Origin of the sequence: Streptomyces sp. MJM8645 (assembly GCF_001625365.1) — a bacterium.
In the GTDB taxonomy this organism is placed as follows: domain Bacteria; phylum Actinomycetota; class Actinomycetes; order Streptomycetales; family Streptomycetaceae; genus Kitasatospora.
In genome coordinates this window covers 4454531-4480794 of the sequence record NZ_LJJF01000001.1, presented here as the reverse complement: position 1 = coordinate 4480794, position 26264 = coordinate 4454531, and the positions used below count along the sequence as shown (strand labels likewise).

At 70.6% G+C, this 26264-nt stretch carries 21 protein-coding genes and 2 tRNA genes; 3 read left to right on the top strand and 20 right to left on the bottom strand.

The window, feature by feature from the left end; all coding sequences use genetic code 11:
- Window positions 1–28 precede the first annotated feature (28 nt).
- Both A6F73_RS19280 and A6F73_RS19275 read right to left on the bottom strand, forming a co-directional pair.
- Entirely contained in the window at window positions 29–1243 is a 1215-nt protein-coding gene (locus A6F73_RS19280; protein WP_063348948.1) for a cytochrome P450, read from the bottom strand.
- Window positions 1244–1338: 95 nt separating this feature from the next.
- Window positions 1339–2079: a Sir2 family NAD-dependent protein deacetylase gene (locus tag A6F73_RS19275; protein ID WP_063348947.1), complete on the bottom strand. Its 741-nt coding sequence runs from the start codon at window positions 2077–2079 to the stop codon at window positions 1339–1341.
- A 112-nt stretch (window positions 2080–2191) separates the two neighbouring features.
- On the opposite strand from A6F73_RS19275, the gene A6F73_RS19270 reads away from it, so the two are divergent.
- On the top strand, window positions 2192–3256 hold the full coding sequence (locus A6F73_RS19270; RefSeq protein ID WP_063348946.1) for a MoxR family ATPase: 1065 nt from the start codon (window positions 2192–2194) through the stop codon (window positions 3254–3256).
- The gene (locus A6F73_RS19265) at window positions 3253–5052 is read left to right on the top strand and encodes a hypothetical protein (protein WP_063348945.1); all 1800 of its coding nucleotides are present in this window, start codon (window positions 3253–3255) and stop codon (window positions 5050–5052) included. The genes A6F73_RS19270 and A6F73_RS19265 overlap by 4 nt, the downstream gene beginning before the upstream one ends.
- A gap of 109 nt (window positions 5053–5161) precedes the next feature.
- On the opposite strand, the gene A6F73_RS41540 is transcribed toward A6F73_RS19265, so the two are convergent.
- The 18 genes from A6F73_RS41540 to A6F73_RS19175 form a co-directional block, all read right to left on the bottom strand.
- Entirely contained in the window at window positions 5162–5773 is a 612-nt protein-coding gene (locus tag A6F73_RS41540; RefSeq protein ID WP_063348944.1) for a hypothetical protein, read from the bottom strand.
- 189 nt (window positions 5774–5962) lie between these two features.
- A complete protein-coding gene (locus tag A6F73_RS19255; RefSeq protein WP_063348943.1) occupies window positions 5963–6643 on the bottom strand; it encodes a response regulator transcription factor in 681 nt (226 codons plus the stop codon).
- On the bottom strand, window positions 6640–7827 hold the full coding sequence (locus tag A6F73_RS19250) for a sensor histidine kinase (RefSeq protein WP_063348942.1): 1188 nt from the start codon (window positions 7825–7827) through the stop codon (window positions 6640–6642). Before A6F73_RS19250 ends, A6F73_RS19255 begins: the two co-directional genes overlap by 4 nt.
- An 82-nt stretch (window positions 7828–7909) precedes the next feature.
- A complete protein-coding gene (locus A6F73_RS19245) occupies window positions 7910–8584 on the bottom strand; it encodes a hypothetical protein (RefSeq protein ID WP_063348941.1) in 675 nt (224 codons plus the stop codon).
- A gap of 179 nt (window positions 8585–8763) precedes the next feature.
- Window positions 8764–8837 (bottom strand) — tRNA-Met (locus A6F73_RS19240).
- A gap of 142 nt (window positions 8838–8979) precedes the next feature.
- Window positions 8980–12873 (bottom strand): DNA-directed RNA polymerase subunit beta', encoded by a 3894-nt coding sequence (locus A6F73_RS19235; RefSeq protein ID WP_063348940.1) that lies wholly within the window; start codon window positions 12871–12873, stop codon window positions 8980–8982.
- A gap of 98 nt (window positions 12874–12971) precedes the next feature.
- Complete coding sequence (rpoB, locus tag A6F73_RS19230) at window positions 12972–16448, bottom strand: DNA-directed RNA polymerase subunit beta (RefSeq protein WP_063348939.1); 3477 nt, start codon at window positions 16446–16448, stop codon at window positions 12972–12974.
- Window positions 16449–17169: 721 nt separating this feature from the next.
- A complete protein-coding gene (rplL, locus tag A6F73_RS19225) occupies window positions 17170–17553 on the bottom strand; it encodes a 50S ribosomal protein L7/L12 (protein ID WP_208869184.1) in 384 nt (127 codons plus the stop codon).
- Window positions 17554–17637: 84 nt separating this feature from the next.
- Window positions 17638–18201, bottom strand: a complete 564-nt coding sequence (rplJ, locus tag A6F73_RS19220) for a 50S ribosomal protein L10 (RefSeq protein WP_063348937.1) — start codon at window positions 18199–18201, stop codon at window positions 17638–17640.
- A 365-nt stretch (window positions 18202–18566) separates the two neighbouring features.
- Window positions 18567–19430: a hypothetical protein gene (locus A6F73_RS19215; RefSeq protein ID WP_159398493.1), complete on the bottom strand. Its 864-nt coding sequence runs from the start codon at window positions 19428–19430 to the stop codon at window positions 18567–18569.
- A 72-nt stretch (window positions 19431–19502) separates the two neighbouring features.
- The gene (locus tag A6F73_RS19210) at window positions 19503–19685 is read right to left on the bottom strand and encodes a hypothetical protein (protein WP_063348935.1); all 183 of its coding nucleotides are present in this window, start codon (window positions 19683–19685) and stop codon (window positions 19503–19505) included.
- Window positions 19686–19724: 39 nt separating this feature from the next.
- Window positions 19725–20546 carry a hypothetical protein gene (locus tag A6F73_RS19205; protein ID WP_063348934.1) on the bottom strand — a complete coding sequence of 274 codons (822 nt, stop codon included), beginning with the start codon at window positions 20544–20546 and terminating at the stop codon, window positions 19725–19727.
- Window positions 20547–20657: 111 nt separating this feature from the next.
- Window positions 20658–21443, bottom strand: a complete 786-nt coding sequence (locus A6F73_RS19200; protein ID WP_063348933.1) for a hypothetical protein — start codon at window positions 21441–21443, stop codon at window positions 20658–20660.
- Between the two features lie 171 nt (window positions 21444–21614).
- Complete coding sequence (gene rplA / locus A6F73_RS19195) at window positions 21615–22337, bottom strand: 50S ribosomal protein L1 (protein ID WP_063348932.1); 723 nt, start codon at window positions 22335–22337, stop codon at window positions 21615–21617.
- 77 nt (window positions 22338–22414) lie between these two features.
- Window positions 22415–22849, bottom strand: a complete 435-nt coding sequence (gene rplK, locus A6F73_RS19190; RefSeq protein ID WP_063348931.1) for a 50S ribosomal protein L11 — start codon at window positions 22847–22849, stop codon at window positions 22415–22417.
- Between the two features lie 165 nt (window positions 22850–23014).
- Window positions 23015–23833, bottom strand: a complete 819-nt coding sequence (nusG, locus tag A6F73_RS19185; RefSeq protein ID WP_244293650.1) for a transcription termination/antitermination protein NusG — start codon at window positions 23831–23833, stop codon at window positions 23015–23017.
- Between the two features lie 290 nt (window positions 23834–24123).
- Window positions 24124–24483 (bottom strand): preprotein translocase subunit SecE, encoded by a 360-nt coding sequence (gene secE, locus A6F73_RS19180; protein WP_063348930.1) that lies wholly within the window; start codon window positions 24481–24483, stop codon window positions 24124–24126.
- Between the two features lie 147 nt (window positions 24484–24630).
- Window positions 24631–24703: transfer RNA gene (locus A6F73_RS19175), tRNA-Trp, on the bottom strand.
- A gap of 284 nt (window positions 24704–24987) precedes the next feature.
- Between A6F73_RS19175 and A6F73_RS19170 the strand changes: the two genes are divergently transcribed.
- The gene (locus A6F73_RS19170) at window positions 24988–26235 is read left to right on the top strand and encodes a pyridoxal phosphate-dependent aminotransferase (RefSeq protein WP_063348929.1); all 1248 of its coding nucleotides are present in this window, start codon (window positions 24988–24990) and stop codon (window positions 26233–26235) included.
- The last annotated feature ends 29 nt before the right edge of the window (window positions 26236–26264 follow it).

Here is a 26264-nt window from a genome sequence, read left to right as displayed (position 1 = left end):
CCGACCCCGACCTGGCCCCGACCTCGATCTAGACCTCGACCACCAGTTCCCTGAGGCCCCGGATCACGTAGCCCGGGTTCCACTCGGGTTCGCGGGCCAGGCGCAGGCCGGGGGCGCGGCGCAGGAGGGCGCCGTAGGACTCGGTGAGTTCCAGTCTGGCGAGCGGGGCGCCGAGACAGAAGTGGATTCCGGCGCCGAAGGTGATGTGGGGGTTGTCGGTGCGGCCGAGGTCGAGGCGGTCGGGGTCGGTGAAGCGCTCGGGGTCGCGGTTGGCGGAGCCGAAGAGGAGGGCGACCTCGGAGCCGCGCGGGATGGTGACGCCGCGCAGCTCGATGTCCTCCAGGACCCACCGTTCGAACAGCTGCAGCGGGGTGTCCCAGCGCATCAGCTCCTCGATGGCGGTGGGCAGGAGCGCGTCGGTCGCGCCGCGCAGCCGGGCGAGTTCACCGGGGTTGCGGAACAGCGCCCACCAGCCGTTGCCGGTGGTGTTGACGGTCGCCTCGTGGCCGGCGTTGAGCAGCAGCACGCAGGTGGAGATCATCTCCTGCTCGCTGAGCGCGTCGGAGCCCTCCTGGGCCTGGATCAGCGCGCTGATCAGGTCGGTGCCGGGGGCGGTGCGGCGTTCGCGGATGAGGGCGCGCAGGTAGTCGGAGAACTCGGTGCTCGCGGTGACGGCCTTGCGGGCGGCCTCCTCGCTCGGGTTGAGCTCGTACATGCCGGTGATGTCGGCGGACCAGGGCCGCAGCAGGTGCCGGTCACTCTCCGGCACGCCGAGCATCTCGGCGATCACGGCGACCGGCAGCGGCTCGGCGACGGCGGCGATCAGGTCGCCGCCGCCGGCCGCGAGCAGGCCGTCGACGAGTTCCCCGGCGAGCCGCTGGACGGTCGGCCGCAGGCCCTCGACCATGCGCGGGGTGAAGGCCTTGGAGACCAGCCGGCGGATCCGGGTGTGGTCGGGGGCCTCCAGGTCGAGCAGCCCGAAGTCGTTGAGGGTGTGGAAGGGCTCGTGTGCCGGGTCGGGTTCGGGCCGGCCGAACTCCTGGTGGCTGAAGCGGTGGGTGTAGGTGCGCCCGAGCCGCCGGTCGCGCAGGAGCGCGCTGACGTCCTCGTGCCGCGAGACGAGCCACTGCCCGGTCGGCTCGAAGTACGTCACCGGCGCGTGCTCGCGCAACTCGGCGTACGCGTCGTACGGGTGGGCCACGAACGCCGCCGACCAGGGGTCGAACTTCGCCGTCGTCGTCATCGCTCGATCACTCCAGGCCATGAGGGGGGAGCCGGAAGGATCATCGTACGCATGCGGTTCACCCGTTTTTAAGCCCCTTCTTCAGAGCCCTTTTTTCAGAGCCCCTCCCCCACCAGCCTCCGCACCAGGTCCGGCAGCGCCTGGGAGATCGGCTCGCGGATCACCTCGACGGCGGCCTCGTCGTACGGCGTCGGCTCGGCGTTCAGGATGATCAGCTTCGACCCGGTCCGCACCGCGTCGTACGGCAGCGCGGCCACCGGGAACACCTGAAGACTGGTACCGACCGCGATGAACACGTCGCAGGCACGGGCGATCGAGTCGGCCTGCCCGAGCACCTCCTGGTCCAGGTTCTCGCCGAACATCACCGTGCGCGGCTTCAGGATCCCCCCGCACGCCCGACAGGCGGGGTCCGGCTCGCCCGCCTCGACCCGCCGCAGCGCCTCCGCCATCGGCCCCGTCGCCCCGCAGCCCAGACACTTCACCTCCAGTGCGGTGCCGTGCAGTTCGAGCACCTTGCGCGGGGCCAGCCCGGCCCGCTGGTGCAGCCCGTCCACGTTCTGGGTGAGCACCCGCAGCGGCAGCCCCGAGCGCTCCAGGTCGACCAGCGCCCGGTGCCCGGCGTTCGGCTCGGCCCCCAGCACACCCGTCTCCAGCCTCAGTCGCCACGCCCGCCGCCGCACCTCGGGATCGGCACGGTACGGGCCGATGGTGACCAGGTCCTGGGCCGACGGGTCGCGCTGCCAGAGCCCCTGCGGGCCTCGGTAGTCGGGGATGCCCGAGTCGGTCGAGATGCCCGCGCCGGTGAGGACGGCGATCAGGGGGCGTTTCGCGTTCATGCCCCGGACGGTACGGGCGGGCCGGTTCGGGGCGCCAGCGAAAATCCGGGTGCGCCGCGTCAACTCCCGCCGCAGACTGGGCCGGTCACCCCACCACTTGCCAAGGAGCCCCGTGCAGGGAGCAGTCAGCGTCTCGCCCGTCCAGATTCCCGAGTTGCTGCTCGGGCTGGCCACCGTCCGGCCGGTGTTCCTCTGGGGCGCGCCCGGGATCGGAAAGTCCTCGCTGGTAAGGGAGTTCGCCGAGTCGCTCGGCCTGGAGTGCGTGAGCCTGGTCGGCACCCAGCTCGCCCCGGAGGACCTGATCGGTGTCCCGCAGCTGACCCCGGAGGGCCGTTCCCGGTTCTGCCCGCCCGAGCAGATCGCCCGCGACGAGCCGTACTGCCTGTTCCTGGACGAGCTCAACGCGGCGACCCCGGACGTCCAGAAGGCGTTCTACTCGCTGATCCTGGACCGCCGGATCGGCTCGTACGAGCTGCCGCCCGGCTCGATCGTGATCGGCGCCGGGAACCGCGCCACCGACGGCGCGCTCGCCCGACCGATGGCGTCCGCGCTGGTCAACCGCATGGTCCACGTGCACCTGCGGGCCAGCGCCGCGGACTGGCTGCACTGGGCGGCCGGCGCCGGCATCCACCCCTGGGTCGTCGACTACGTCACCGACCGGCCCGACCACCTGTGGTCCGCCCCGCCGAAGACCGAGGAGCCGTTCTCCACCCCACGCGCCTGGCACATGCTCTCCGACGCGCTGCACTCCTTCGGCCCCACCCTGGACGAGGAGACCCTCAAGGTGCTCGCGTACGGGCTGCTCACCCCGCAGCACGCGATCGCCTTCTGCGGCTACGCCAAGATCGTCCGCAACGCCTACGGCCTGGAGGCGATCCTCAAGGGCGACGCCCGCTGGCCGCACCGGCTGGAGGACCGCGACCTGCTCTACTACCTGGCCGACGCCTTCCGCGGCCGCCTGGTCAAGGAGCTTCCGGCCAGCAAGGAGCACGCCTCGGGGGCGCAGCGGCAGACCGCCTTCCGGGCCAAGTCGCTGCTGGTGCAGCTGGCCGAGATCTCGGTGGAGGTCGCCCAGACGGTGATCGCCGACGGCGCGGACGGCAATCCGGTGCTGCCCTCCTGGTTCCTGATCGAGGCGGCCCGGGACATGCCCCGGCTGGTCGAGGCCCGCCGGTGAGCCCTTCCGTCCAGAAGGGTGCGAAGAAGCCGGACCCGGGCGCGGAGGTCTTCGCCGAGGGGGTCCGGCTGCTGCGCCAGAACCCGGCCTTCGACGCCGTGCCCGCCGATTTCTGCCGCCGGGACGACTGCGGGCTGGCCCCGACCGGCGGCTGGGCGGTGGTCGACTCCGACGGCACCGTGCACGTCAACCCGCGCCGCCGGGCCGAGCCGGACGAGTGGGCCTGGGTGCTGGCGCACTGCCTGCTGCACCTGGGCTTCGGCCACGTCCCGGCCGCCAAGGGTGTCCGGGTCCAGCCCGACGCCTACGAGGAGGCGGCCCGCTGCGCGGTGGTGAACCGTTTCCTCGCGACCTTCCCCGTCGGCCGCCCCCCGGTCGCCCTCCCGCAGGAGTACCCGGGCGGCGACGAGGAGGAGCTGGCCGCCCGCTGGCGCCGCGACGGCCTGCCGCCCGCCGTCACCGCCGGGACGGCCGGCACCGCCGACCACGACCAGCTGCTGGTCGAGTGGCAGGACTACGGCCACACCCCGAAGGACTGGTCGGCGGCCTTCGCCGCCGCCCTCACCCGCACCATGTCCGCCGCGATGGACCGGGCCGGCGGCCGTTTCGACCGGGAGACCGGCGAGCGCCTGCCCGTACGGCCGTGGACCAGGGCGCTCGGCTGGTTCGTCTCCTCCTACCCGCTGCTCGGCGGCATCGCGGCCGGCCTCACCGTCGTCGCCGACGCCGAACTGGCCCGCGCCCACGGCATCTCCATCGCCGCCGTCAACGCCGAGGCCGGCGAGGTCTACATCAACCCGCTGCGCCAGCAGACCGACGAGGAGTGGCGGTTCATCCTCGGCCACGAGATGCTGCACGCCGCCCTGCGGCACGGCGAGCGCCGCGGCGGCCGGGACCCGTTCCTCTTCAACGTCGCCGCCGACTACGTCATCAACGGCTGGCTGCTGGAGATGGGCGTCGGCGACATGCCCGAAGGCCTGCTGCACGACCCACAGCTGAAGGGGCTGTCGGCCGAGGAGGTGTACGACCGGATCGTCCGCGACGAGCGCCGGACCCGCCGGCTCGCCACTCTGGCCGGCAAGAACCGCCCGGACATCCTCGGCGCACCGCTGGACCGCGGCCCGCGCGACTACGTGGACCTCGACGACTTCTACCGCCGCGGCCTCCAGCAGGGCTTCGAGCTGCACCAGCGCGACCGCGGGCTGCTGCCCGCCGGACTGGTCGAGGAGATCCGCGCCCTCGCCCACCCGCCGCTGCCCTGGGACGCCCGGCTGGCCCGCTGGTTCGACGAGTTCGTGCCCCGTCCGGAGCCGGTCCGCAGCTACTCCCGCCCGGCCCGTCGGCAGTCCGCCACCCCGGACATCCCCCGGGCCGGCCGCTACCACCCGCCGGAGGAGGTGCCGCGCTGCACCTTCGGCGTCGTCCTGGACACCTCCGGCTCGATGAACCGGGTCCTGCTCGGCAAGGCGCTCGGCGCGATCGCCTCGTACGCGGCCGCCCGGGACGTGCCCGCGGCCCGGGTGGTGCACTGCGACGCCGCGCCGCACGACGCCGGGTACGTCCCGGTCGGCGAGATCGCCGGCCGGGTCCGGGTGCGCGGGCGCGGCGGCACCGAGCTGCAGCCGGGCGTCGACCTGCTGGAGCGGGCCGAGGACTTCCCGCGCGGGGCGCCCGTGCTGGTGATCACCGATGGCGCGTGCGACGTGCTGCGGGTACGCCGCGAGCACGCCTTCCTGGTCCCCCGGGGCGCAGGGCTGCCGTTCACCCCGCGCGGACCGGTGTTCCGGATGAGCTGACGGGCGCCCGCCCCTCCCCTGCGGGAGCGGCCGCCCGTCCGTACCGCCCGTCCGGACCGCCCAGCCAGACCAGCACCGGGCGGACCAGCACCGGTCAGACCAGTACCGGTCAGACCAGTGCCGGGCGGGGCCCGGCGGCGCGGCGGGCCAGCGGGGCCAGCGCCGCCAGGTAGCAGACCGCGGCCACCGGGATCAGCGCCAGGTCGGCCCCCGAGGCGGCGGTGCCGACCAGCATCAGCACCGGGCTCCACCAGGGCAGCGTCCGGGCCGCGCCCACTGCGGCGGCGACCAGCAGGGCCAGCAGGCCGACGTAGAACAGCAGCGGGCCGATCTGGTAGACCGCCGGCAGCACCCCGGGGACGCCCTGGACGCGGTCGAACATCCGCGACTGCCCGGCCTTGTCCGCCGCCGCCAGGCCGACGTACAGATCGATCCCGATCTGCACCAGCGAGGCCGCCAGGCCGGCGAACGCCGTGCCGAGCGCGGCACCGGCCGCGAGCCGCCCGGCCGTGGTGCCGCGCGGGGCGAGCAGCCCGCGCAGGGCGAGCAGGACCGGGGCGAACAGCAGCAGCCCGGCGAACATCGCGGTGTGGCCGGCCGTCCAGCCGAGGCCGGGCTCCCGGGAGCCCGGGATCAGCCGGATCCCCCCGTAGAGGGCCATCAGGGCGGGGGCGCCGACGACGGCGTAGGCGGTGCGGCGGTTCTCCTGCGGGGTGTTCATCCGACGATCTCCTGTGGTGATCCGCGGCCCCGGCAGGTAGCTGGTGGCCCGTGGTCCGTTCCGACACCACAGATGCTGTCCGCCGCACCCCTCGTCGCGGATCGCCCGCACCGGCGAACCCGCCGCCTCCCCCGCACGGGGGAGCCCCGACCAGGGGCCCCGCGCCCGGCGTGATCCGCAAGAGAGCCCCTACGCCTCCCCCGCCACCACCGCGCCGGCCTCGTACGCGAACACCACCGCGTGCACCCGGTCCCGCAGCCCCAGCTTGCTCAGCACATTGCTGACGTGCGTCTTCACCGTGTGCTCGCTGACCACCAGCTCGGCCGCGATCTCCGCGTTGGAGAGCCCGCGCGCCAGCAGCCGCAGGGTCTCCTGCTCACGCAGGGTGAGCTGCTCCAGCAGCTTGGACGGCGGTCGCAGCGCCCGCTCGGGCGAGCCCGGGCGGCGGGCGGCGAACTCGCCGATCAGCCGCCTGGTCACCGAGGGCGCGAGCAGCGCCTCCCCGGAGGCCACCATCCGCACCCCGTGCGCCAGGTCGTCCCGCCGGACGTCCTTGAGCAGGAAGCCGCTGGCGCCCGCGTACAGCGCGTCGAAGACGTAGTCGTCGGCGTCGAAGGTGGTCAGCATGATCACCTTGGTGGACGGGAACTCGGCGCAGACCCGGCGGGCCGCCTCCAGCCCGTCCATGACCGGCATCCGGACGTCCAGCAGCAGGACGTCCGGGCCGTGGGCGCGGACCGCCTCGACCGCCTCGGCGCCGTCGCAGGCCTCGGCCACCACCTCGATGTCGGGCTGCGCGTCCAGGATCATCCCGAACCCCGCCCGCACCAGCTCCTGGTCGTCCGCGACGACCACCCGAATCGGTTTCATCCGCCCGCCTTCTCCACCACGCCCGCCACCCCCAACGGCAGCCGGGCACTCACCAGGAAGCCCTTGCCCTCCGGTCCGGGTCCGGCCTCGGCCCGCCCGCCGCAGGCCGCCGCCCGCTCCCGGATGCCGACCAGCCCGCGGCCGCCGGACCAGCCGTTCACCACGCCGCCGACGGTCACCGGCAGCCCGCGCCCGTTGTCGGACACCACGACCTCCAGGGTGTCCCCGGACCGCCGCACCCGGACCGCCACCCGGTCGGCGCCGGAGTGCTTGACCGTGTTGGTCAGCGCCTCCTGCACGATCCGGTACGCCGCGGCCTGGAGGTCGGCGGGCACCGCGCCCAGCCCGTCGGCCAGTTCGAGCTCCACCGCCGGTCCGGCCCGGCGCACCCGCTCGGCCACGTCGGCGAGTTCGGCCAGCCGGGGCTGCGGGGCCAGCTCAGGACCGGCCCCCTCCTCCTTCAGCACTCCGAGGACGCGCCGCAGTTGGACCATCGCGTCGCGGCCCGCGTCGGCGATGGTGTCGAAGGCGCGGATCGCCCGGTCCGGGTTGGCGTGCACCACCAGCGGCCCGGCCTCGGCCTGGATGATCATCAGCGAGACGGCGTGCGCCAGGATGTCGTGCATCTCCCGGGCGATCCGGGCCCGCTCCTCCACCACCGCGCGGCCCGCCTCACTGGCCGCCCGTTCCCCGGCCTCGCGGGCCCGCTCGGCCTCCAGCCGGGCCAGCCGCCGCTGGGCGCGCACCAGCGAGCCGAAGACGAACGAGCCGACCGAGGTGAGCAGGCTGAACAGCATGCCGTTGGGCGAGTGGGTGCCGATCACGTTGGCGACCACCACCACCGCCAGTACCGTCCAGCGCTGCCGGTCCGGGGAGCGCTCCGCCACCGTGTAGATGCCGATCACACCGGCCAGCGGCACCTGCGGACTCGCCGAGTGCGCCACCACGGACAGCGTCATGAAGGCCACGCTGCCCGCCGCCAGCGCGGCCAGCGGCGCCCGGCGCCGCCAGGGCAGCGACAGCGAGGTGGACACCGCCACCAGGTAGACCCACCACGGCCAGGCCCTGTCGTCGTTGCCGACCGCCCAGACCGAGATCCCGGCCGATGCCACGGCCAGCAGCGAGTCCAGCACGTACGGACTCAGCCCGGCCGACCAGCTCCGCCAGCGCGCCGCTCGCACCACCGCAGCCCCTCCCCCGTGTCCGGGGGCGCCGCCCCCGCGGAGAAGATCATGCCCTACCGGCAGGACCTCCGGAACGGCCCGGTCAGACACCGTCGACCGACACCCCGCCGGCGCCCGTACGCGCCGTGATGCTGCGCGCGGCCCCCGGCTGCGAGGGGATCCCGAGCTCCACTCCGCCGGCCCCGGCGTGCGCGTCCACCGCGTACGCCTCCCCGGCGGGCACCCTGACCCGCACCCCGCCGGTCTCCGCCTCCGCCTCCACCTTCACGGGTGCCGCCGCGAAGTCGGCCCGCACCCCGCCGGTCCGGGTGCTCAACCGGACGGTCTGCGAGGTCAGCCCGGTGGCCTCGACCCCGCCGGTGTCCACCGAGGCCTCCACCTCGGCGGCCAGCCCGACCAGCCGCACCCCGCCGGTCTCCTGGGTCACCCGCACCTTCGTCCCGGCCGGCACCTGCACGGTGTACCCGACGCCGCAGCCCCGGCAGTCGTACGTCAGCCGCAGCACGCCGTCCTTCACCTCGTGCGTGGTCCGCGGCGCCTCGCCCCGGTAGTTCTGCGCCTCGGTCACGTGCACCGCGTCGCCGCCGCCGGTCACCACGATCCCGCCGGTGTGCGCCTCGACCACCAGTTCCCTGACCGGCTCCGACACCCCGTAGTCCACGGTCCGGTGCTCCTGGTCGTCCCCGAAGGGCAGACAGGCGGACATACCGACCAGCACCGTCCCCGTGATCGCCATCGCGCCCAGTACCCGCTTCATGCCCGGCCCCCTTCGAAAGCCCCGTCGTCCCGACACGCGAAGCCTGCCCCGGCCGCCCCCTCCTCCGCCTCCCTCACCAGAGCGGTTCCGGTCCCTCCCCCGCACGAGGGAGGGACCGGAGCCGGGAACGACGAAGGGCCCGGAGGCTTGATGCCTCCGGGCCCTTCGTTGCTACTGAGTAGCGGGGACAGGATTTGAACCTGCGACCTCTGGGTTATGAGCCCAGCGAGCTACCGAGCTGCTCCACCCCGCGTCGGTAAACACGACTCTACGCGACTTCTGCCAGGGAACCTAATCGCTGCCCCGCAGACCCCCCGGTCCCGGGCCGCGCAGCAGGAACGCCGCAGGGCGGCCACCCCGCGAGGGGTGACCGCCCTGACAGCCGAACGTCGGACTCAGCCGGTGTACGGGCCGTAGTCGTAGTCGTCCAGCGGGACCGCCTGGCCGGAGCCGGCGCCGAAGGGCGACAGGTCGTAGTCGTCGTAGCCGACGGCCGAGTACATCGCGGCCTTGGCCTCTTCGGTCGGCTCGACCCGGATGTTGCGGTAGCGGGGAAGACCCGTACCGGCCGGGATGAGCTTACCGAGGATGACGTTCTCCTTGAGGCCCAGCAGCGGGTCCGACTTGGCGTGGATCGCCGCGTCGGTGAGGACCCGGGTCGTCTCCTGGAAGGAGGCGGCCGACAGCCAGGACTCGGTGGCCAGCGAGGCCTTGGTGATACCCATCAGCTGCGGACGGCCGGAGGCGGGGTGACCACCCTCGGCGACCACGCGACGGTTCTCGGTCTCGAAGCGGCCGCGCTCGACGAGCTCGCCCGGGAGCAGCTCGGCGTCGCCCGACTCGATGATCGTCACGCGGCGGAGCATCTGCCGGATGATGATCTCGATGTGCTTGTCGTGGATCGACACACCCTGCGAGTTGTAGACCTTCTGGACCTCGGCGACCAGGTGGATCTGGACGGCACGCTGGCCCATGATCCGCAGGACGTCGTGCGGGTTGGTGGCACCCATGGTCAGCTTCTGGCCGACCTCGACCGCCTCGCCCTCGCTGACCAGCAGCTTCACACGCTTGGAGACGGGGTAGGCGATCTCCTCGCTGCCGTCGTCCGGGGTGATGACGAGCTTGCGGGTCTTCTCGGTGTCCTCGATCCGCGCCCGGCCGGTGGCCTCCGAGATCGGGGCCACACCCTTGGGGGTACGGGCCTCGAAGAGCTCGACGACACGCGGCAGACCCTGGGTGATGTCGTCACCGGCCACACCACCGGTGTGGAAGGTACGCATCGTCAGCTGGGTGCCGGGCTCACCGATGGACTGGGCGGCGATGATGCCGACCGCCTCACCGATGTCGACCAGCTTGCCGGTGGCCAGCGAACGCCCGTAGCAGAAGGCACAGGTGCCGACGGCCGACTCGCAGGTCAGGATCGAGCGGGTCTTGACCTCGCCGATGCCGTGGCGGATCAGCTCGTCGATCAGCACGTCACCGAGGTCGGTGTTGGCGGTGGCAAGGAGCTTGCCGTCCACCGTGATGTCCTCGGCGAGCATGCGGGCGTACACGCTGGTCTCGACGTCGTCGGCCTTGCGCAGGACGCCGTCCGCGCCGACGGCGCCGATCGCCAGCTTCAGGCCGCGCTCGGTACCGCAGTCCTCCTCGCGAATGATGACGTCCTGGGAGACGTCGACCAGACGACGGGTGAGGTAGCCGGAGTCGGCGGTACGGAGGGCGGTGTCCGCCAGACCCTTACGGGCACCGTGGGTGGAGATGAAGTACTCCAGCACGGTGAGACCCTCACGGAACGACGCCTTGATGGGTCGCGGGATGGTCTCGTTCTTGGCGTTCGACACCAGACCACGCATACCGGCGATCTGGCGCATCTGCATCATGTTTCCACGAGCACCCGAGTCGACCATCATGAAGATGGGGTTCGTCTTCGGGAAGTTCTCGTTCATGGCCTCGGCGACCTCGTTGGTCGCCTGGGTCCAGATGCCGATGAGCTCCTGCTTGCGCTCGTCGTTGGTGATCAGGCCGCGCTCGTACTGACGCTGGACCTTCTCCGCCTTCGCCTCGTAGCCCTCGAGGATCTGGGGCTTGTTCGGCGGGACGACGACGTCGGAGATCGAGACGGTGACACCCGAGCGGGTCGACCAGTGGAAACCGGACGCCTTCAGGTTGTCCAGGGTCGCCGCGACGACGACCTTGGGGTAGCGCTCCGCCAGGTCGTTGACGATCGCGGAGAGCTGCTTCTTGCCCACCTCGTAGTCGACGAACGGGTAGTCCTCGGGCAGCAGCTCGTTGAAGAGCGCGCGGCCCAGGGTGGTGGTCAGACGGAACGGCTCGCCGTCGAACCAGGCCGTCTGGCCCTCCTCGTCCACCGGCGGGGTCCAGCCGCGCGGCGGGACGGTGCCGGCCGGCAGGCGCAGCTCGATCGGGGCCTGGACGTCCAGCTCGCGGGCGTCGAAGGCCATGACGGCCTCGGCGGTCGAGGAGAAGGAACGGCCACCGCCCTTCACCGTCTCCCGGTCCGAGGTCAGGAAGAACAGACCGAGCACCATGTCCTGGGTCGGCATGGTGACGGGGCGACCGTCGGCCGGCTTCAGGATGTTGTTCGAGGACAGCATCAGGATGCGGGCCTCGGCCTGCGCCTCCGCGGAGAGCGGCAGGTGGACGGCCATCTGGTCACCGTCGAAGTCCGCGTTGAACGCGGTGCAGACGAGCGGGTGGATCTGGATGGCCTTGCCCTCGACCAGCTGGGGCTCGAAGGCCTGGATGCCGAGGCGGTGCAGGGTGGGCGCACGGTTCAGCAGGACGGGGTGCTCGGCGATGACCTCTTCGAGCACGTCCCACACGACCGGGCGGGCACGCTCGACCATGCGCTTGGCCGACTTGATGTTCTGCGCGTGGTTCAGGTCGACCAGGCGCTTCATCACGAACGGCTTGAAGAGCTCCAGCGCCATGGCCTTGGGCAGACCGCACTGGTGCAGCTTGAGCTGCGGGCCGACGACGATGACCGAACGGGCCGAGTAGTCGACGCGCTTGCCGAGCAGGTTCTGGCGGAAACGACCCTGCTTGCCCTTCAGCATGTCGCTGAGGGACTTCAGCGGGCGGTTGCCCGGGCCGGTGACCGGACGGCCGCGACGGCCGTTGTCGAACAGGGCGTCGACGGCCTCCTGGAGCATGCGCTTCTCGTTGTTCACGATGATCTCGGGCGCGCCGAGGTCGAGAAGCCGCTTCAGGCGGTTGTTGCGGTTGATCACGCGGCGGTACAGGTCGTTCAGGTCGGAGGTCGCGAAGCGGCCACCGTCCAGCTGCACCATCGGACGCAGGTCCGGCGGGATGACCGGGACGCAGTCCAGCACCATGCCGTTGGGCTTGTTGGTGGTCTGCAGGAACGCGGAGACGACCTTGAGGCGCTTCAGCGCACGGGTCTTCTTCTGGCCCTTGCCGGTGCGGATGATCTCGCGCAGGCGCTCGGACTCCTCCGCCAGGTCGAAGGTCTCGAGGCGGTCCTTGAGGGCCGCCGCGCCCATCGAGCCGGAGAAGTAGGTGCCGAAGCGGTCGCGCAGCTCGCGGTAGAGCAGCTCGTCGCCCTCGAGGTCCTGGACCTTGAGGTTCTTGAAGCGGGCCCACACCTCGTCGAGGCGGTCGAGCTCGCGCTGCGCGCGGTCGCGCAGCTGCTTCATCTCGCGCTCGGCGCCCTCGCGCACCTTGCGGCGCACGTCGGCCTTGGCGCCCTCGGCCTCCAGCTCGGCCAGGTCGGTCTCGGCCTTCTTGGCACGGGCCTCGAGGTCGGAGTCGCGGCGGTTCTCGATCTGCTGGCGCTCGACCGAGACGTGCGCCTCCAGGGACGGCAGGTCGCGCTGGCGGCGCTCGTCGTCGACCCAGGTGATCATGTAGGCGGCGAAGTAGATGACCTTCTCGAGGTCCTTCGGCGCCAGGTCGAGCAGGTAGCCCAGGCGGGACGGCACGCCCTTGAAGTACCAGATGTGGGTGACCGGGGCGGCCAGCTCGATGTGGCCCATCCGCTCACGGCGCACCTTGGCGCGGGTCACCTCGACGCCGCAGCGCTCACAGATGATGCCCTTGAAGCGGACGCGCTTGTACTTACCGCAGTAGCACTCCCAGTCCCGGGTGGGGCCGAAGATCTTCTCGCAGAAGAGTCCGTCCTTTTCGGGCTTCAGGGTGCGGTAGTTGATGGTCTCCGGCTTCTTGACCTCGCCGTGCGACCACTGGCGGATGTCGTCGGCGGTGGCCAGGCCGATGCGGAGCTCGTCGAAGAAGTTGACGTCAAGCACTGGTCGTCAAGCCCTCTTTCGTAAGTCGAGAGTCGTTCATGTGGTCTGAGGGGGGCCTGGGGGCGGGCCGGCTGCTCGGGCAGCCGGCCCAACCTCCGTCAGACCTCTTCGACGCTGCTCGGCTCGCGCCGGGACAGGTCAATGCCGAGCTCCTCGGCGGCGCGGAACACGTCCTCGTCGGAGTCCCGCATCTCGATGGACTGGCCGTCCGAGGACAGCACCTCCACGTTGAGGCAGAGCGACTGCATTTCCTTGATGAGGACCTTGAAGGACTCGGGAATGCCGGGCTCGGGGATGTTCTCGCCCTTGACGATGGCCTCGTAGACCTTCACACGGCCGAGGACGTCGTCGGACTTGATGGTGAGCAGCTCCTGCAGCGCGTAAGCAGCGCCGTACGCCTCAAGGGCCCACACCTCCATCTCACCGAAGCGCTGACCACCGAACTGCGCCTTACCACCGAGCGGCTGCTGGGTGATCATCGAGTACGGACCGGTCGAACGGGCGTGCAGCTTGTCGTCGACCAGGTGGTGCAGCTTGAGGATGTACATGTAGCCGACCGAGACCGGCATCGGGAACGGCTCGCCGGAGCGGCCGTCGAACAGCCGGGCCTTGCCGGTGGAGTTCACCAGGCGCTCACCGTCACGGGTGAGGGTGGTGTTGTCCAGCAGGCCGGTGATCTCGTCCTCGCGGGCGCCGTCGAAGACCGGGGTGGCGAGGTTGGTGCCGCCCTGGACGGTGTCGGCGCCGATCGCCTGGAGGCGCTGGGCCCACTCGTCGGCGAGGCCGGAGACGTCCCAGCCCTGCTTGGCGAGCCACCCGAGGTGGATCTCCAGGACCTGTCCCGGGTTCATTCGGGACGGGACACCCAGCGGGTTGAGGATGATGTCGACCGGGGTGCCGTCCTCCAGGAACGGCATGTCCTCGACCGGCAGGATCTTCGAGATGACGCCCTTGTTGCCGTGACGGCCGGCGAGCTTGTCACCGTTGGTGATCTTGCGCTTCTGGGCCACGTAGACGCGGACCAGCTGGTTCACGCCCGGGGGCAGCTCGTCGCCCTCTTCACGGTCGAAGACGCGGACGCCGATGACCTTGCCGGACTCACCGTGCGGCACCTTCAGCGAGGTGTCGCGGACCTCACGGGCCTTCTCACCGAAGATCGCGCGGAGCAGGCGCTCCTCCGGGGTCAGCTCGGTCTCACCCTTGGGCGTGACCTTGCCGACCAGGATGTCGCCGGTGACGACGTCGGCGCCGATGCGGATGATGCCGCGCTCGTCGAGGTCGGCGAGGACCTCCTCGGAGACGTTCGGGATGTCCCGGGTGATCTCCTCGGGGCCGAGCTTGGTGTCACGGGCGTCGACCTCGTGCTCCTCGATGTGGATCGAGGAGAGGACGTCGTCCTGCACGAGGCGCTGCGACAGGATGATCGCGTCCTCGTAGTTGTGACCCTCCCACGACATGAACGCCACGAGCAGGTTCTTGCCGAGGGCCATCTCGCCCTCGTCGGTGCACGGGCCGTCGGCCAGCACCTGGCCGGACTCGACCCGGGCGCCCTCGTCCACGAGCACCTTCTGGTTGAAGGCGGTGCCCTGGTTGGAGCGGGTGAACTTGGCGGCGCGGTACGTGGTGTACGTGCCGTCGTCGTTGGCGACGGTGACGTAGTCGGCCGAGACCTCCTGGACGACACCGGCCTTCTCGGCGGTGATGACGTCCGCGGCGTCGACGGCGCAGCGGTACTCCATGCCGGTACCGACCAGCGGAGCCTCGCTCTTCAGCAGCGGCACCGCCTGGCGCATCATGTTCGAGCCCATGAGCGCGCGGTTGGCGTCGTCGTGCTCGAGGAACGGGATCATGGCGGTCGCGACCGACACCATCTGGCGCGGCGAGACGTCCATGTAGTCGATCTCGGTGCCCGGGATGTAGTCGATCTCGCCGCCACGGCGGCGGACCAGGACACGCGGCTCGGCGAAGGTCAGCTCCGCCGTCAGCGGGGCGTTGGCCTGCGCGATGACGTAGCGGTCCTCCTCGTCGGCCGTGAGGTAGTCGACCTGCTCCGTGACGACACCCTCGATGACCTTGCGGTACGGGGTCTCGATGAAGCCGAAGGCGTTGACCCGGCCGTACGAGGCCAGCGACCCGATCAGACCGATGTTCGGGCCTTCGGGGGTCTCGATCGGACACATGCGCCCGTAGTGCGAGGGGTGCACGTCACGGACCTCGAAGCCGGCGCGCTCACGGGAGAGACCACCGGGGCCGAGGGCGGACAGACGGCGCTTGTGGGTCAGGCCCGACAGCGGGTTCGTCTGGTCCATGAACTGCGACAGCTGGCTGGTGCCGAAGAACTCCTTGATGGAGGCGACGACCGGCCGGATGTTGATCAGGGTCTGCGGCGTGATCGCCTCGACGTCCTGGGTGGTCATGCGCTCGCGCACGACGCGCTCCATACGGGCGAGACCCGTACGGACCTGGTTCTGGATGAGCTCGCCGACGTTGCGCAGGCGACGGTTGCCGAAGTGGTCGATGTCGTCGACCTCGACCACGATGTCGCGACCGGTCTGGTCGTTCCACTCGGTCTCACCGGCGTGCAGCTTCACCAGGTACTTGATCGCACCGATGATGTCGGGCTCGGTGAGCACGCCGGAGTCCAGCGACTCGGCGTTGCCCAGCTTCCGGTTGACCTTGTAGCGGCCCACCTTGGCGAGGTCGTAGCGCTTCGGGTTGAAGTACAGGTTCTCCAGAAGCGTCTGCGCGGCCTCGCGCGTCGGCGGCTCGCCAGGACGCAGCTTGCGGTAGATGTCCAGAAGCGCGTCGTCCTGGCCCTGGGTGTGGTCCTTCTCCAGGGTGTTGCGCATGGACTCGTACTCGCCGAACTCCTCGAGAATCATCTCGTTGGTCCAGCCGAGCGCCTTGAGCAGCACGGTGACGGACTGCTTGCGCTTGCGGTCGATGCGGACGCCGACCATGTCGCGCTTGTCGATCTCCATCTCCAGCCAGGCACCACGCGAGGGGATGACCTTGCAGGAGTAGATGTCCTTGTCGGACACCTTGTCCAGGGTGGAGTCGAAGTACACGCCCGGGGAGCGGACCAGCTGCGACACGACGACACGCTCGGTGCCGTTGATCACGAACGTGCCCTTGTGGGTCATGAGCGGGAAGTCGCCCATGAAGACCGTCTGAGACTTGATCTCACCGGTCTCGTTGTTGGTGAACTCGGCCGTGACGAAGAGCGGAGCCGCGAACGTGAAGTCGCGGTCCTTGCACTCGTCAATCGAGTTCTTCGGCGGCTCGAAACGGTGGTCGCGGAAGGTCAGCGACATCGACCCACTGAAGTCCTCGATCGGGGAGATCTCCTCGAAGATCTCCTCCAGACCGGACTTGGTGGGGACGTCCTGACCGTTCTCCAGCGCCGCCTCGACCCGGGACTTCCAGGCCGCATTGCCGAGCAGCCAGTCAAAGCTCTCGGTCTGCAGGGCCAGGAGGTTGGGGACCTCGAGGGGCTCCTTGATCTTCGCGAAGGAGACGCGGAGCGGGGCGGTGGATGCGGCGGAATTGTTCGAGGCGTTGCGCGGCGCGGCCAAGAGGGGGGTCCTTCCGAGGGCTCGGAGCTCACTACGCGCGTACCAGCCGGGCCTTCACGGGCTTGGTCCCGCCTCCCTCGCCACTGGCCTCCGCCGGGATCGGAATCCCAGGTCAGAGCCGCTTTGCGGAGGCGATGCCAGACCCCTTCAGGGCAACGCAAACTCCGGGCGACGAGTCACGGAGCAGCTAACAGGCAGCGCAAAGGGACAGTGTAGCCAAAGGGCACACTGCTGTCCAGCTCTGATTCGGAAACCGAATCGGAGACTCCTCCCGGTAGCCGGCGGACGCGAACGCCCACCGGGTACTGCACCGGCCCGGGCACTGCCCGGGCCCCATAACTCACGTGGAGTCATTTCCCGCCTGAGCCACTGGTTATGCATCCAGTGGCAAACCAACCGGGCGGACTCGCGCCTTGAGAATCGCGCGCCTCGCCGGGTTCGTCAAGGGCCCGCAGGCGGTGCGGACCTCGACCCGTCCATCGGCCGGACGCCCCCCGGCGTTACAGAAGCCGTGGTGGGGGCCACCGTCGATGACGGTGATCACCATACCCGTCCGCACCGACGCTGCCGAGTGGGCTCTCGGCCACACCGGCGCGTCCCGGCCGCGGAGTGGTCCCAGGGCCGTCCAGGGCCGCCCAGGGCCGGAAACGCGAAAAAGCCGGGCCGACCACCCACAAGGGTGATCGGCCCGGCTTCAGGCCCCCTCAGAGGGGGCGAGAAGTCACTTGACGGTGACCTTGGCGCCGGCACCCTCGAGGGCGGCCTTGGCCTTCTCGGCAACGTCCTTGGCAACCTTCTCCAGGACCTTGGCACCAGCGGTGTCAACGAGGTCCTTGGCCTCCTTCAGGCCGAGGGAGGTCAGGGTGCGCACCTCCTTGATGACCTGGATCTTCTTGTCGCCGGCACCATCGAGGATGACGTCGAACTCGTCCTGCTCCTCGACGGCCTCAACGGCGGCCGGGCCACCGGCGGCGGCAACGGCGACCGGGGCGGCGGCGGTGACGTCGAACTTCTCCTCGAAGGCCTTCACGAAGCCAGCGAGCTCGATGAGGGTGAGGTCCTCGAACTGCGCGAGCAGCTCGTCCTGGGACAGCTTCGCCATGATGGCGTCCTTCCACTAAATCGGCAGGTGATGCCGTATGTACGGGTGGGGCGGGCACGGGCCCGCAGCGAGGCGTGAGCCTGCCGATTACTCGGCGGCGGCGTCCTCGGCGGCGGGAGCCGGCGTACCGGCACCGCCCTGCTCGACCTTGTCGCGCAGCGCGTCCACAGTGCGGACGAGCTTCGACGGCAGGGCCTGGAAGAGCGCGGCAGCCTGGGACTGCTTGGCCTTCAGGGCACCCGCCAGCTTGGCGAGCAGCACCTCGCGGGACTCGAGGTCCGCGAGCTTCTTGATCTCATCGGCGGACAGCGCCTTACCGTCAAGGACACCGCCCTTGATGATGAGAGCGGGGTTCTCCTTGGCGAAGTCACGCAGAGCCTTCGCCGACTCCACCGGGTCACCGGTGACGAAGGCGACAGCCGTCGGACCGTTGAACAGGTCGTCGAGCTCCGAAATCCCGGCCTCGTTGGCCGCGATCTTGGTCAGCGTGTTCTTCACCACGGCGTACTCGGCGTTCTCGCCGAGCGAGCGACGCAGGGTCTTGACCTGCTTCACCGAGAGACCGCGGTACTCGGTCAGCAGCGCCGCGGAGGAGCCACGGAACTTGTCCGTGATCTCGGCGACGGCAGCAGCCTTGTCGGGCCTTGCCATAGGCTTACGCCTCCTTCCGTGATGTCGAAATCCGGCCGACCGCGAAAGTCGACCATTCACGCCTCGAACCAACCGGACGGAAGGAAAGCCTGCGGAAAGCAGATGAGCCCCGATGCGCAGGGCGCACGGGGCTCGAAACGACCTCAACGGATGTTCGCGCGAACGCGGACCCGGAAGTCGAAGCTCCAGACACACCTGCGCGGGCTGCCTGCGACGAAGCGCAGATCCTTCGGCCACCGAATCCCTCGCGAGCACGGTGACAACCAGCGGTCTTTGGCTTCGGTAACAGTAACCGGACTCCGCCGTCCGGGGCAAATCGCCCCTGAACGGCCGATGCCCGCCGGGCCGGCCGCGCCGGACGGGGCTCAGCGGGCCAGCGGGGAGACCGTCCGGGGCCCGGTGTCCACGGTGTCCGTCTCGGCCGGGGCCTGCACCGAGAGCAGGGCGCCGGCGAAGTCGGAGTAGAGCACCGAGTCGTCCGCCCGGCCGCTGTCACCGCTGCCGGTGCGCTGGAGCCGGACCAGCTGGTCCTTGTCGTTGAGCCAGAGGTCCACGGTGAGCGAGATCGAGCCGCCGGGGGCCAGCGCGGCCCGCAGGCCGTCCCGGCGGGCCTGGGTCAGCTGGGTCTGGGCGGCGGCGTAGCGCTCGGCGGTGGTGGTGATCCGGTAGTGCTCGACCGTCGAGTCGTCGAACCTCTCCTCGCCGATGAACCGGGGGTCCACCCCGTCGGCGGTGGCGGCGGCCAGCGCCTCGACCGGGTTCAGCAGGTCGATCAGCCCCGCGTACGGGACCTCCCGGTGGCCGTCCGGGTCCGGCGGGACGGAGAAGCGCTCCCAGTGCCGGCCGCCCTGGCGGGCCGCGGTGGCGGCGTCGCCGCCCTGGTAGGCGACGGTGTCCACGACGATCAGCTGCTCGGCGTCGGCCGGGGTGGAGCGCTTGATCTGGAGCGCCGTCTTGGGCTGCCAGAACAGCGGCCCGGCCCCGGCGTCCGCGCCCAACCGGTAGCTGACCTTGGCCCGGCGGGCGGTCTGCATCGCCAGCTGGGCGGAGACCAGGACGCCGTGCGGCGAGCGGTCGCTGGGCTTGGCCGCCTCGGTCGACGAGGAACTCGTCGGGGTCGGGCTGCCGGAGGGCGTGGACGGCGCGCCGCCACCCCCGCCGCATCCGGCCAGCCCGCTCGCCAGCAGGACGACCGCGGCCAGCGCCGCCAACCGCCGTCGTCCCGCCATCGTCTGGTCCCCTCTCGCCCGGGCGCCGCGTCGGCGGCTTTCGTTCCGGCCACCTTGCCACCCTGACCCGGATCAGCCGGTGGCGCCCCCCTTGCCGAGCTTCGCCAGCTCGGCCAGTTCCACCGTGTCGGCCGCGCCCGGCACCGCGGCGGTGACCGGCGTGCCGTAGTCCGAGTAGAGGACGGTGGACTTGAACGCGCCCGCCTTGGTGTCGCCGGTCGCGCTCCGCTGGACGACCAACTGGTCGGCGTCCACCCAGAGGTCTCGTCGGCTCCGGTGTGCGGGTTCGGCGGATCAGCCGAGCAGTTTGAGGAGGTCGGTCTCGCTGCCGAGGTCGGTGGCGGCGGGGGCGTCGATCTTCGCGGCCTTGCCGAGGTCCGCGTACTTGACGGTGACGGCGTCGTGCTCGCCGTTCTTGTCCCCGTACTCCTGGTACTGGACGAGTTCCTGCCGGCCGTTGAGCCAGAAGTCGATGGTGAGGGTCCTGCCGTCCTCTTCCAGGGACTTCTGGACGGCCGTGCGCTGGCCGGCCGTGAGCGCCGGCATGGCGGCCACCATGGCGGAGGCCTCCTCGACCGCCCGCAGGTGGGTGACCTGGACGCCATCGAGGCTCTCCTGGCCGACCTTGGCGGGCTTGCCGCTCTGTGCGGCGAGCCCGAGCTGGGCGACCGGGTTGAGCAGTTGGCTCATCAGCAGGACGCCGTTGCCGAGTTCGTTCGAGGCGGGCAGCTTGATCCAGTGCTTGCCGCCCATGGCTGCGGCCTCGCTGTCGCCGCCGCCGAGGTAGCCGTCGGTCCCGATCACCCGGAACCGGATCTTCTTGGTCTCGACCTCGCCCGTCAGGTCGACGGCCGCCCGGTTCGGGTCCTTCCAGTCGGCGTCGCCGCTGCCCGCGGTGTGGGTCGAGCCGTCCGGGGAGATCATGGTGACCTTGCCGTTGCCGGCCTTCTGCATCACCAGGGCGGAGGCTGCCAGCGCGGCCTTGGGGTCTCCGGTCAGCGCCGCGGCCGCCGCGTCGCCGTTCTTGGCGTCGCCGCCCTTGCTGCCGCAGGCGGTGACGGCACCGAGCAGCACGGCCGCGATGGCGACGGTCGAGGCGAGGCGCGTAGCGCGCATGGAGTCCCCCGTGAGATCCGAACGATCCGATGAAGAACCGATTTTCGGCTTCTTCTCACGCGGACTCTAACGGATCGCCAGATCCCCCACGCGCCGAACAACACCCTCCCGTCACCCGGCTTCGACAGGGGGCGCGTCACCTTCTCCGGGGGTCGAGACATCCGTCGTGGTCACCGTGGTGCCGTCGCTCCCCCGGACCGTCTCACGCAGTCGCAGCAGCCGCTCGTCGGGCCCGACCCAGACGTCGTAACCGATCGCCGCCACCCCTCGCCGGCCGTACCAGTCGACCACCGCGGCGAGTCGTGCCGGGGTCAACTCCTGGTCCGCGCCGAAGTATTCGGCCACCGGCGTGGAGCCCTGGTAGTGCGCCACGGTCATCCCGGCCAGCTGCTCGCCGCCGAGCGAGCCGAGCTTCCCGGCCTGCGCGATCTTGTACGCGCGGCTGCCCGGGTTGGTGACCAGTGCGGTCATCCAGCCACCCGCGTAGCCGCCCGGGCCGGCGGTCGCCCGCGGATCGAGCGACTCGGCGCCGTCCCGGTCCGCGTGCTTGGGCGGGGCGCCCTGGTAGCTGAGGTCGAGTGCGCCGTCCCGCAGGGTCAGCTGCCCGGTGCCCTGCTCGTCGGTGACGCTCAGGGCGCCCTCGTCCCGGGTGCCCCAGACCAGGGTGCCGCTCGCGGTGCGGCGGCCGGCCGGGCCCTCCTCGACCACGTCGATCCGGGCGCCGCCGGCGTCGTCCAGCGCCTGGGCGGCGGCGAGCACCACCTGCCGGGGCGGGACGGGCGCGGGGTCGCCGTCGGGGGTGCGGGTTCCCGGGGCGGCCAGCAGGCTGCACCCGGTGGTGGCACCGATCAGCAGCAGGGTGGCCACCGCGGCGGCGGGGCGAAGGGTGGGCGGCACGGCACGCTCCGACGGTCACACGTTCTGCACATGATCTGACCGGCAGAGCGTACGACGCTTCGGGCAACCGTTCCCATCCACCCCTATTCCGATCCGGAAACGACGGCGGGCCCGCACCCCCGGTGAAGGGGGTACGGGCCCGCTGTACAGACTGCTTCAGAGCCGATCGGCTCAGACCGCGGCCGGGTCCTCTTCGACGAAGAGGTTGCGGGTGCGGTTCGGGTCCACGGGGATGCCGGGGCCGATCGTGGTGCTGATGGCGGTCTTCTTGATGTAGCGGCCCTTGGCGGCGGACGGCTTGGCGCGGAGCACCTCGTCCAGCGCGGCGGCGTAGTTCTCGACCAGCTGCTCGTCGGTGAAGGAGGCCTTACCGATGATGAAGTGCAGGTTCGAGTGCTTGTCGACGCGGAACTCGATCTTGCCGCCCTTGATGTCGTTGACAGCCTTGGCGACGTCCGGGGTCACGGTGCCGGTCTTCGGGTTCGGCATCAGACCACGGGGACCGAGCACGCGGCCGAGGCGGCCGACCTTGCCCATGAGGTCCGGGGTGGCGACGACGGCGTCGAAGTCCAGGCGGCCCTTGGCGACCTCGTTGATCAGCTCGTCGGAGCCGACGATGTCGGCGCCCGCAGCACGCGCGGCCTCGGCACGGTCACCGGTCGCGAAGACCAGGACCCGAGCGGTCTTACCGGTGCCGTGCGGGAGGATCACGGTGCTGCGGACCATCTGGTCGGCCTTGCGCGGGTCGACGCCCAGACGCATGGCGACCTCGACGGTGCCGTCGAACTTGGTGGTGCTGGTCGCCTTGGCGAGGCGGATGGCCTCGAGGGGGGCGTAGAGGCGGTCGCGGTCGACCTGAGCGTCCGCGGCCTTCAGAGCCTTGCTGCGCTTCACTGCTGCTCCTGAATGGTGATGGGAGTCGTGGTATCACGGGCCTGCGCAGGCCCTACCACAGGGACGAAAAGAGCTGGTCAGCCCTCGACGGTGATGCCCATCGACCGGGCGGTGCCGGCGATGATCTTCTCCGCCGCGTCCAGGTCGTTGGCGTTCAGGTCGGGCATCTTGGTGGTCGCGATGTCGCGGACCTGGGCGCTGGTGAGCTTGGCGACCTTGGTCTTGTGCGGCTCGCTGGAGCCCTTGTCCACACCGGCGGCCTTCAGGATGAGGCGCGCGGCCGGCGGCGTCTTCGTGATGAAGGTGAAGGAACGGTCGTCGTAGACCGTGATCTCCACCGGCACGATCATGCCGCGCTGCGACTCGGTCGCAGCGTTGTAGGCCTTGCAGAACTCCATGATGTTGACGCCGTGCTGGCCCAGCGCGGGGCCGACCGGCGGCGCCGGGTTGGCCGCACCGGCGTTGATCTGGAGCTTGATAAGCCCCGTGACCTTCTTCTTCTTGGGAGGCATGTCTCTCCGGGTCCTTCCGAGAGGTGAGTGCTGGTGTGTGCGGAACCGGGGCGACACCCGGCCGCCAACACACACATCGAACCAGGCTAACGCCTTAGCGCCGCTGGACCAAAACGGATCCGGGGCAGGGCCCTCGGCCCCGCCCCGGATCCGAAGATTGTGGGACTAGTTCTTCTGGATCTGGTCGAAGGAGAGCTCGACCGGGGTCTCCCGGCCGAAGATCTCGACCAGGCCCTTGACCTTCTTCGAGTCGGGGTTGATCTCGTTGATGGTCGCCTGCAGCGTCGCGAACGGACCGTCGGTGACGGTGACCGAGTCGCCGACCTCGAAGTCCAGCACCTGGATCTCGCTCGGCTTGATCGGCGAGGGCTTGCCGGCCTCCTTGGCCGCCTGGCGCTCGACGTCCGGGGCGAGCATCTTGACGACCTCGTCCAGGGTCAGCGGGTACGGGTCGTAGGCGTTGCCGACGAAGCCGGTGACACCGGGGGTGTTGCGCACGACGCCCCAGGACTCGGGGGTGAGGTCCATGCGCACCAGGACGTAGCCGGGGAGCTTGTTCTGGCGGATGGTCTTGCGGTCGCCGTTCTTGATCTGGACGACCTCCTCCTGCGGCACCTCGGCCTGGAAGATGTACTCCTCGACGTTCAGCGAGACGGCGCGCTGCTCCAGGTTCTGCTTCACCCGGTTCTCGTAGCCGGCGTAGGTGTGGATCACGTACCACTCGCCCGGCATGAAGCGCAGGTCCTCGCGGAACTTGGCGACCGGGTCGACCTCGACGGTCTCCTCAGCCTCGGCCTCCTCGGCGTCGGCGTCCTCGGCGTCGGCCTCGGTCTCCTCGGCGGCGGGCTCCACGTCGTCCTCCACGTGCAGCGCCGCCTCCTCGGCGGGCTCGCCGGCCTCGGCCTCGTCGTGCGCCTCGACCTCGTCCTCGTCGCCGTCCACGGCGTCAACGATCTGCTCGGCGGACTCGGCTTCGTCAGCCAGCTCGGCCGCGTCCAGCTCGGCGGCGACATCCGCCTCGCGGACGGTCTCGTCGGCGTCGTACAGGGGGGACTCAGACACGGTGGCTGCTTCTTTCCTGGAGATGGTGAAGGTGGCGCGCTCCGGGGCCGGCTCCGGCGGGCTGCCGCTCGCGCGGGCGCCAGGAGAGGACTCGGAGACTTCAACAGTACCGAGTCCACGGTAGCGGCCGCGTACGTCCGGCGCAGACAGCACGACCCGGGCCGAAGATTCGGCCCGGGTCGGGAGACTGCTACGGAGGTGGGACGGCCAGGTCAGCCGAAGACCAGGAGGCTCAGCTTGGAGAGGCCGTAGTCGAGGCCGGCCACGAAGCCCATCACGACCACCACGAACACGACGACGACGGTCGTGTACTGGGTGAGCTCGCTGCGGGTGGGCCAGACGACCTTGCGCAGCTCGGCGATGATCTGGCGGTAGAACAGGCCGATTCGGGCGAACGGGCCCATCTTGCCGCGCTTGCCGGACTTCTTGTCACCGGCGCGGGCGGCGCGCTTGCGCTCGCGGCGCGAGAGCGACTTGTCCTCGCCCTCCGCGGGCGTGGTGTCGGCAGCGCCGTCGGCCCCCTCGGGGTTGCCGCTCTCAGGCGTTGCGGTGGAGCCCGTGGTCTCCGTCACTCGTCCTCACCTGAATCCGGGTCCGGCCGAGCGGCTCGCGCCCGATGGGGCACGAACGGCCGGCTACAAGCGGTGCTGATTCGGAGCCCTCTCCGCATCAAGCCCGCTCGCTCTGCGGAGCGAACGGGCTGAAAACGGATCAAGCAGCAGGGCAAGAGGGACTTGAACCCCCAACCGCCGGTTTTGGAGACCGGTGCTCTACCAATTGAGCTATTGCCCTACGGGGTCTCGCGACTCCGTAGCGACCAACCTACCGCATCTCCCCCTGCTGTCTGCACAGCTGGTGAAGCTCCGGTTCTTTTTCGGCGGGCCGTCGAGCAGTGAGCATACGTGGTCGAGGGGTGTTTGGTCGAACCTCTTCTTCCGGGGGAACCGGTTGTCCGGCATATGTCCGGCATGCCCGCATGATCACCGGCGGATCGGCGGGCGCCGCCATGTGGACGGTCCCGTACGGATGGTGAAACCACGATGCCCGGTCCGTCCCGGTTCTGCGACGATGCAGGCATGAGCGCTTCCACCCCGCAGCCCGACCGTTCCATCCGCCCCGCCGACCGCCGGGTCTCCGCCCGGATCGGTGCGATCGCCGAGTCCGCGACCCTCGCCGTGGACGCCAAGGCCAAGGCCCTCAAGGCGGCCGGCCGTCCGGTGATCGGCTTCGGAGCCGGCGAGCCCGACTTCCCCACCCCGGACTACATCGTCGAGGCGGCCGTCGAGGCCTGCCGCGACCCGAAGAACCACCGCTACACCCCGGCGGGTGGCCTGCCCGAGCTGAAGTCCGCGATCGCCGCCAAGACGCTGCGCGACTCCGGCTACGAGGTGGACGCCTCCCAGGTGCTGGTCACCAACGGCGGCAAGCAGGCGATCTACGAGGCGTTCGCCGCGATCCTGGACCCGGGCGACGAGGTCATCGTCCCGGCCCCGTACTGGACCACCTACCCGGAGTCGGTCCAGCTCGCCGGCGGCGTCCCGGTGGAGGTCGTGACCGACGAGACCACCGGTTACAAGGTCTCGGTCGAGCAGCTGGAGGCCGCCCGCACCGAGAACACCAAGGTGGTGCTCTTCGTCTCGCCGTCCAACCCGACCGGCGCGGTGTACACCGAGGCCGAGGCCGAGGCGATCGGCCGCTGGGCGCTGGAGCACGGCCTCTGGGTGCTCACCGACGAGATCTACGAGCACCTGGTGTACGGCGACGCCTCCTTCACCTCGCTGCCGGCCCTGCTGCCCGAGCTGGCCGACAAGTGCATCGTGGTCAACGGCGTCGCCAAGACCTACGCGATGACCGGCTGGCGGGTGGGCTGGGTGATCGGCCCCAAGGACGTCATCAAGGCCGCGACCAACCTGCAGTCGCACGCCACCTCGAACGTCTCCAACGTCGCCCAGCGCGCCGCGATCGCCGCCGTCAGCGGCGACCTGGCCGCGGTGCACGAGATGCGCACCGCCTTCGACCGCCGCCGCAAGACCATCGTGCGGATGCTCAACGAGATCGAGGGCGTGTACTGCCCCGAGCCGGAGGGCGCCTTCTACGTGTACCCGTCCGTCAAGGGCCTGCTGGGCAAGGAGATCCGCGGCCACCGCCCGCAGAGCTCCGGCGAGCTGGCCTCGCTGATCCTGGACGAGGCCGAGGTCGCGGCCGTCCCGGGCGAGGCCTTCGGCACCCCCGGCTACCTGCGGTTCTCCTACGCGCTCGGCGACGCCGACCTGGCCGAGGGCATCGGCCGGCTGCAGAAGCTGCTCGGCGAGGCCCGCGACTGACACCCGCCGGCGCCCGCTGACGTCCGCTG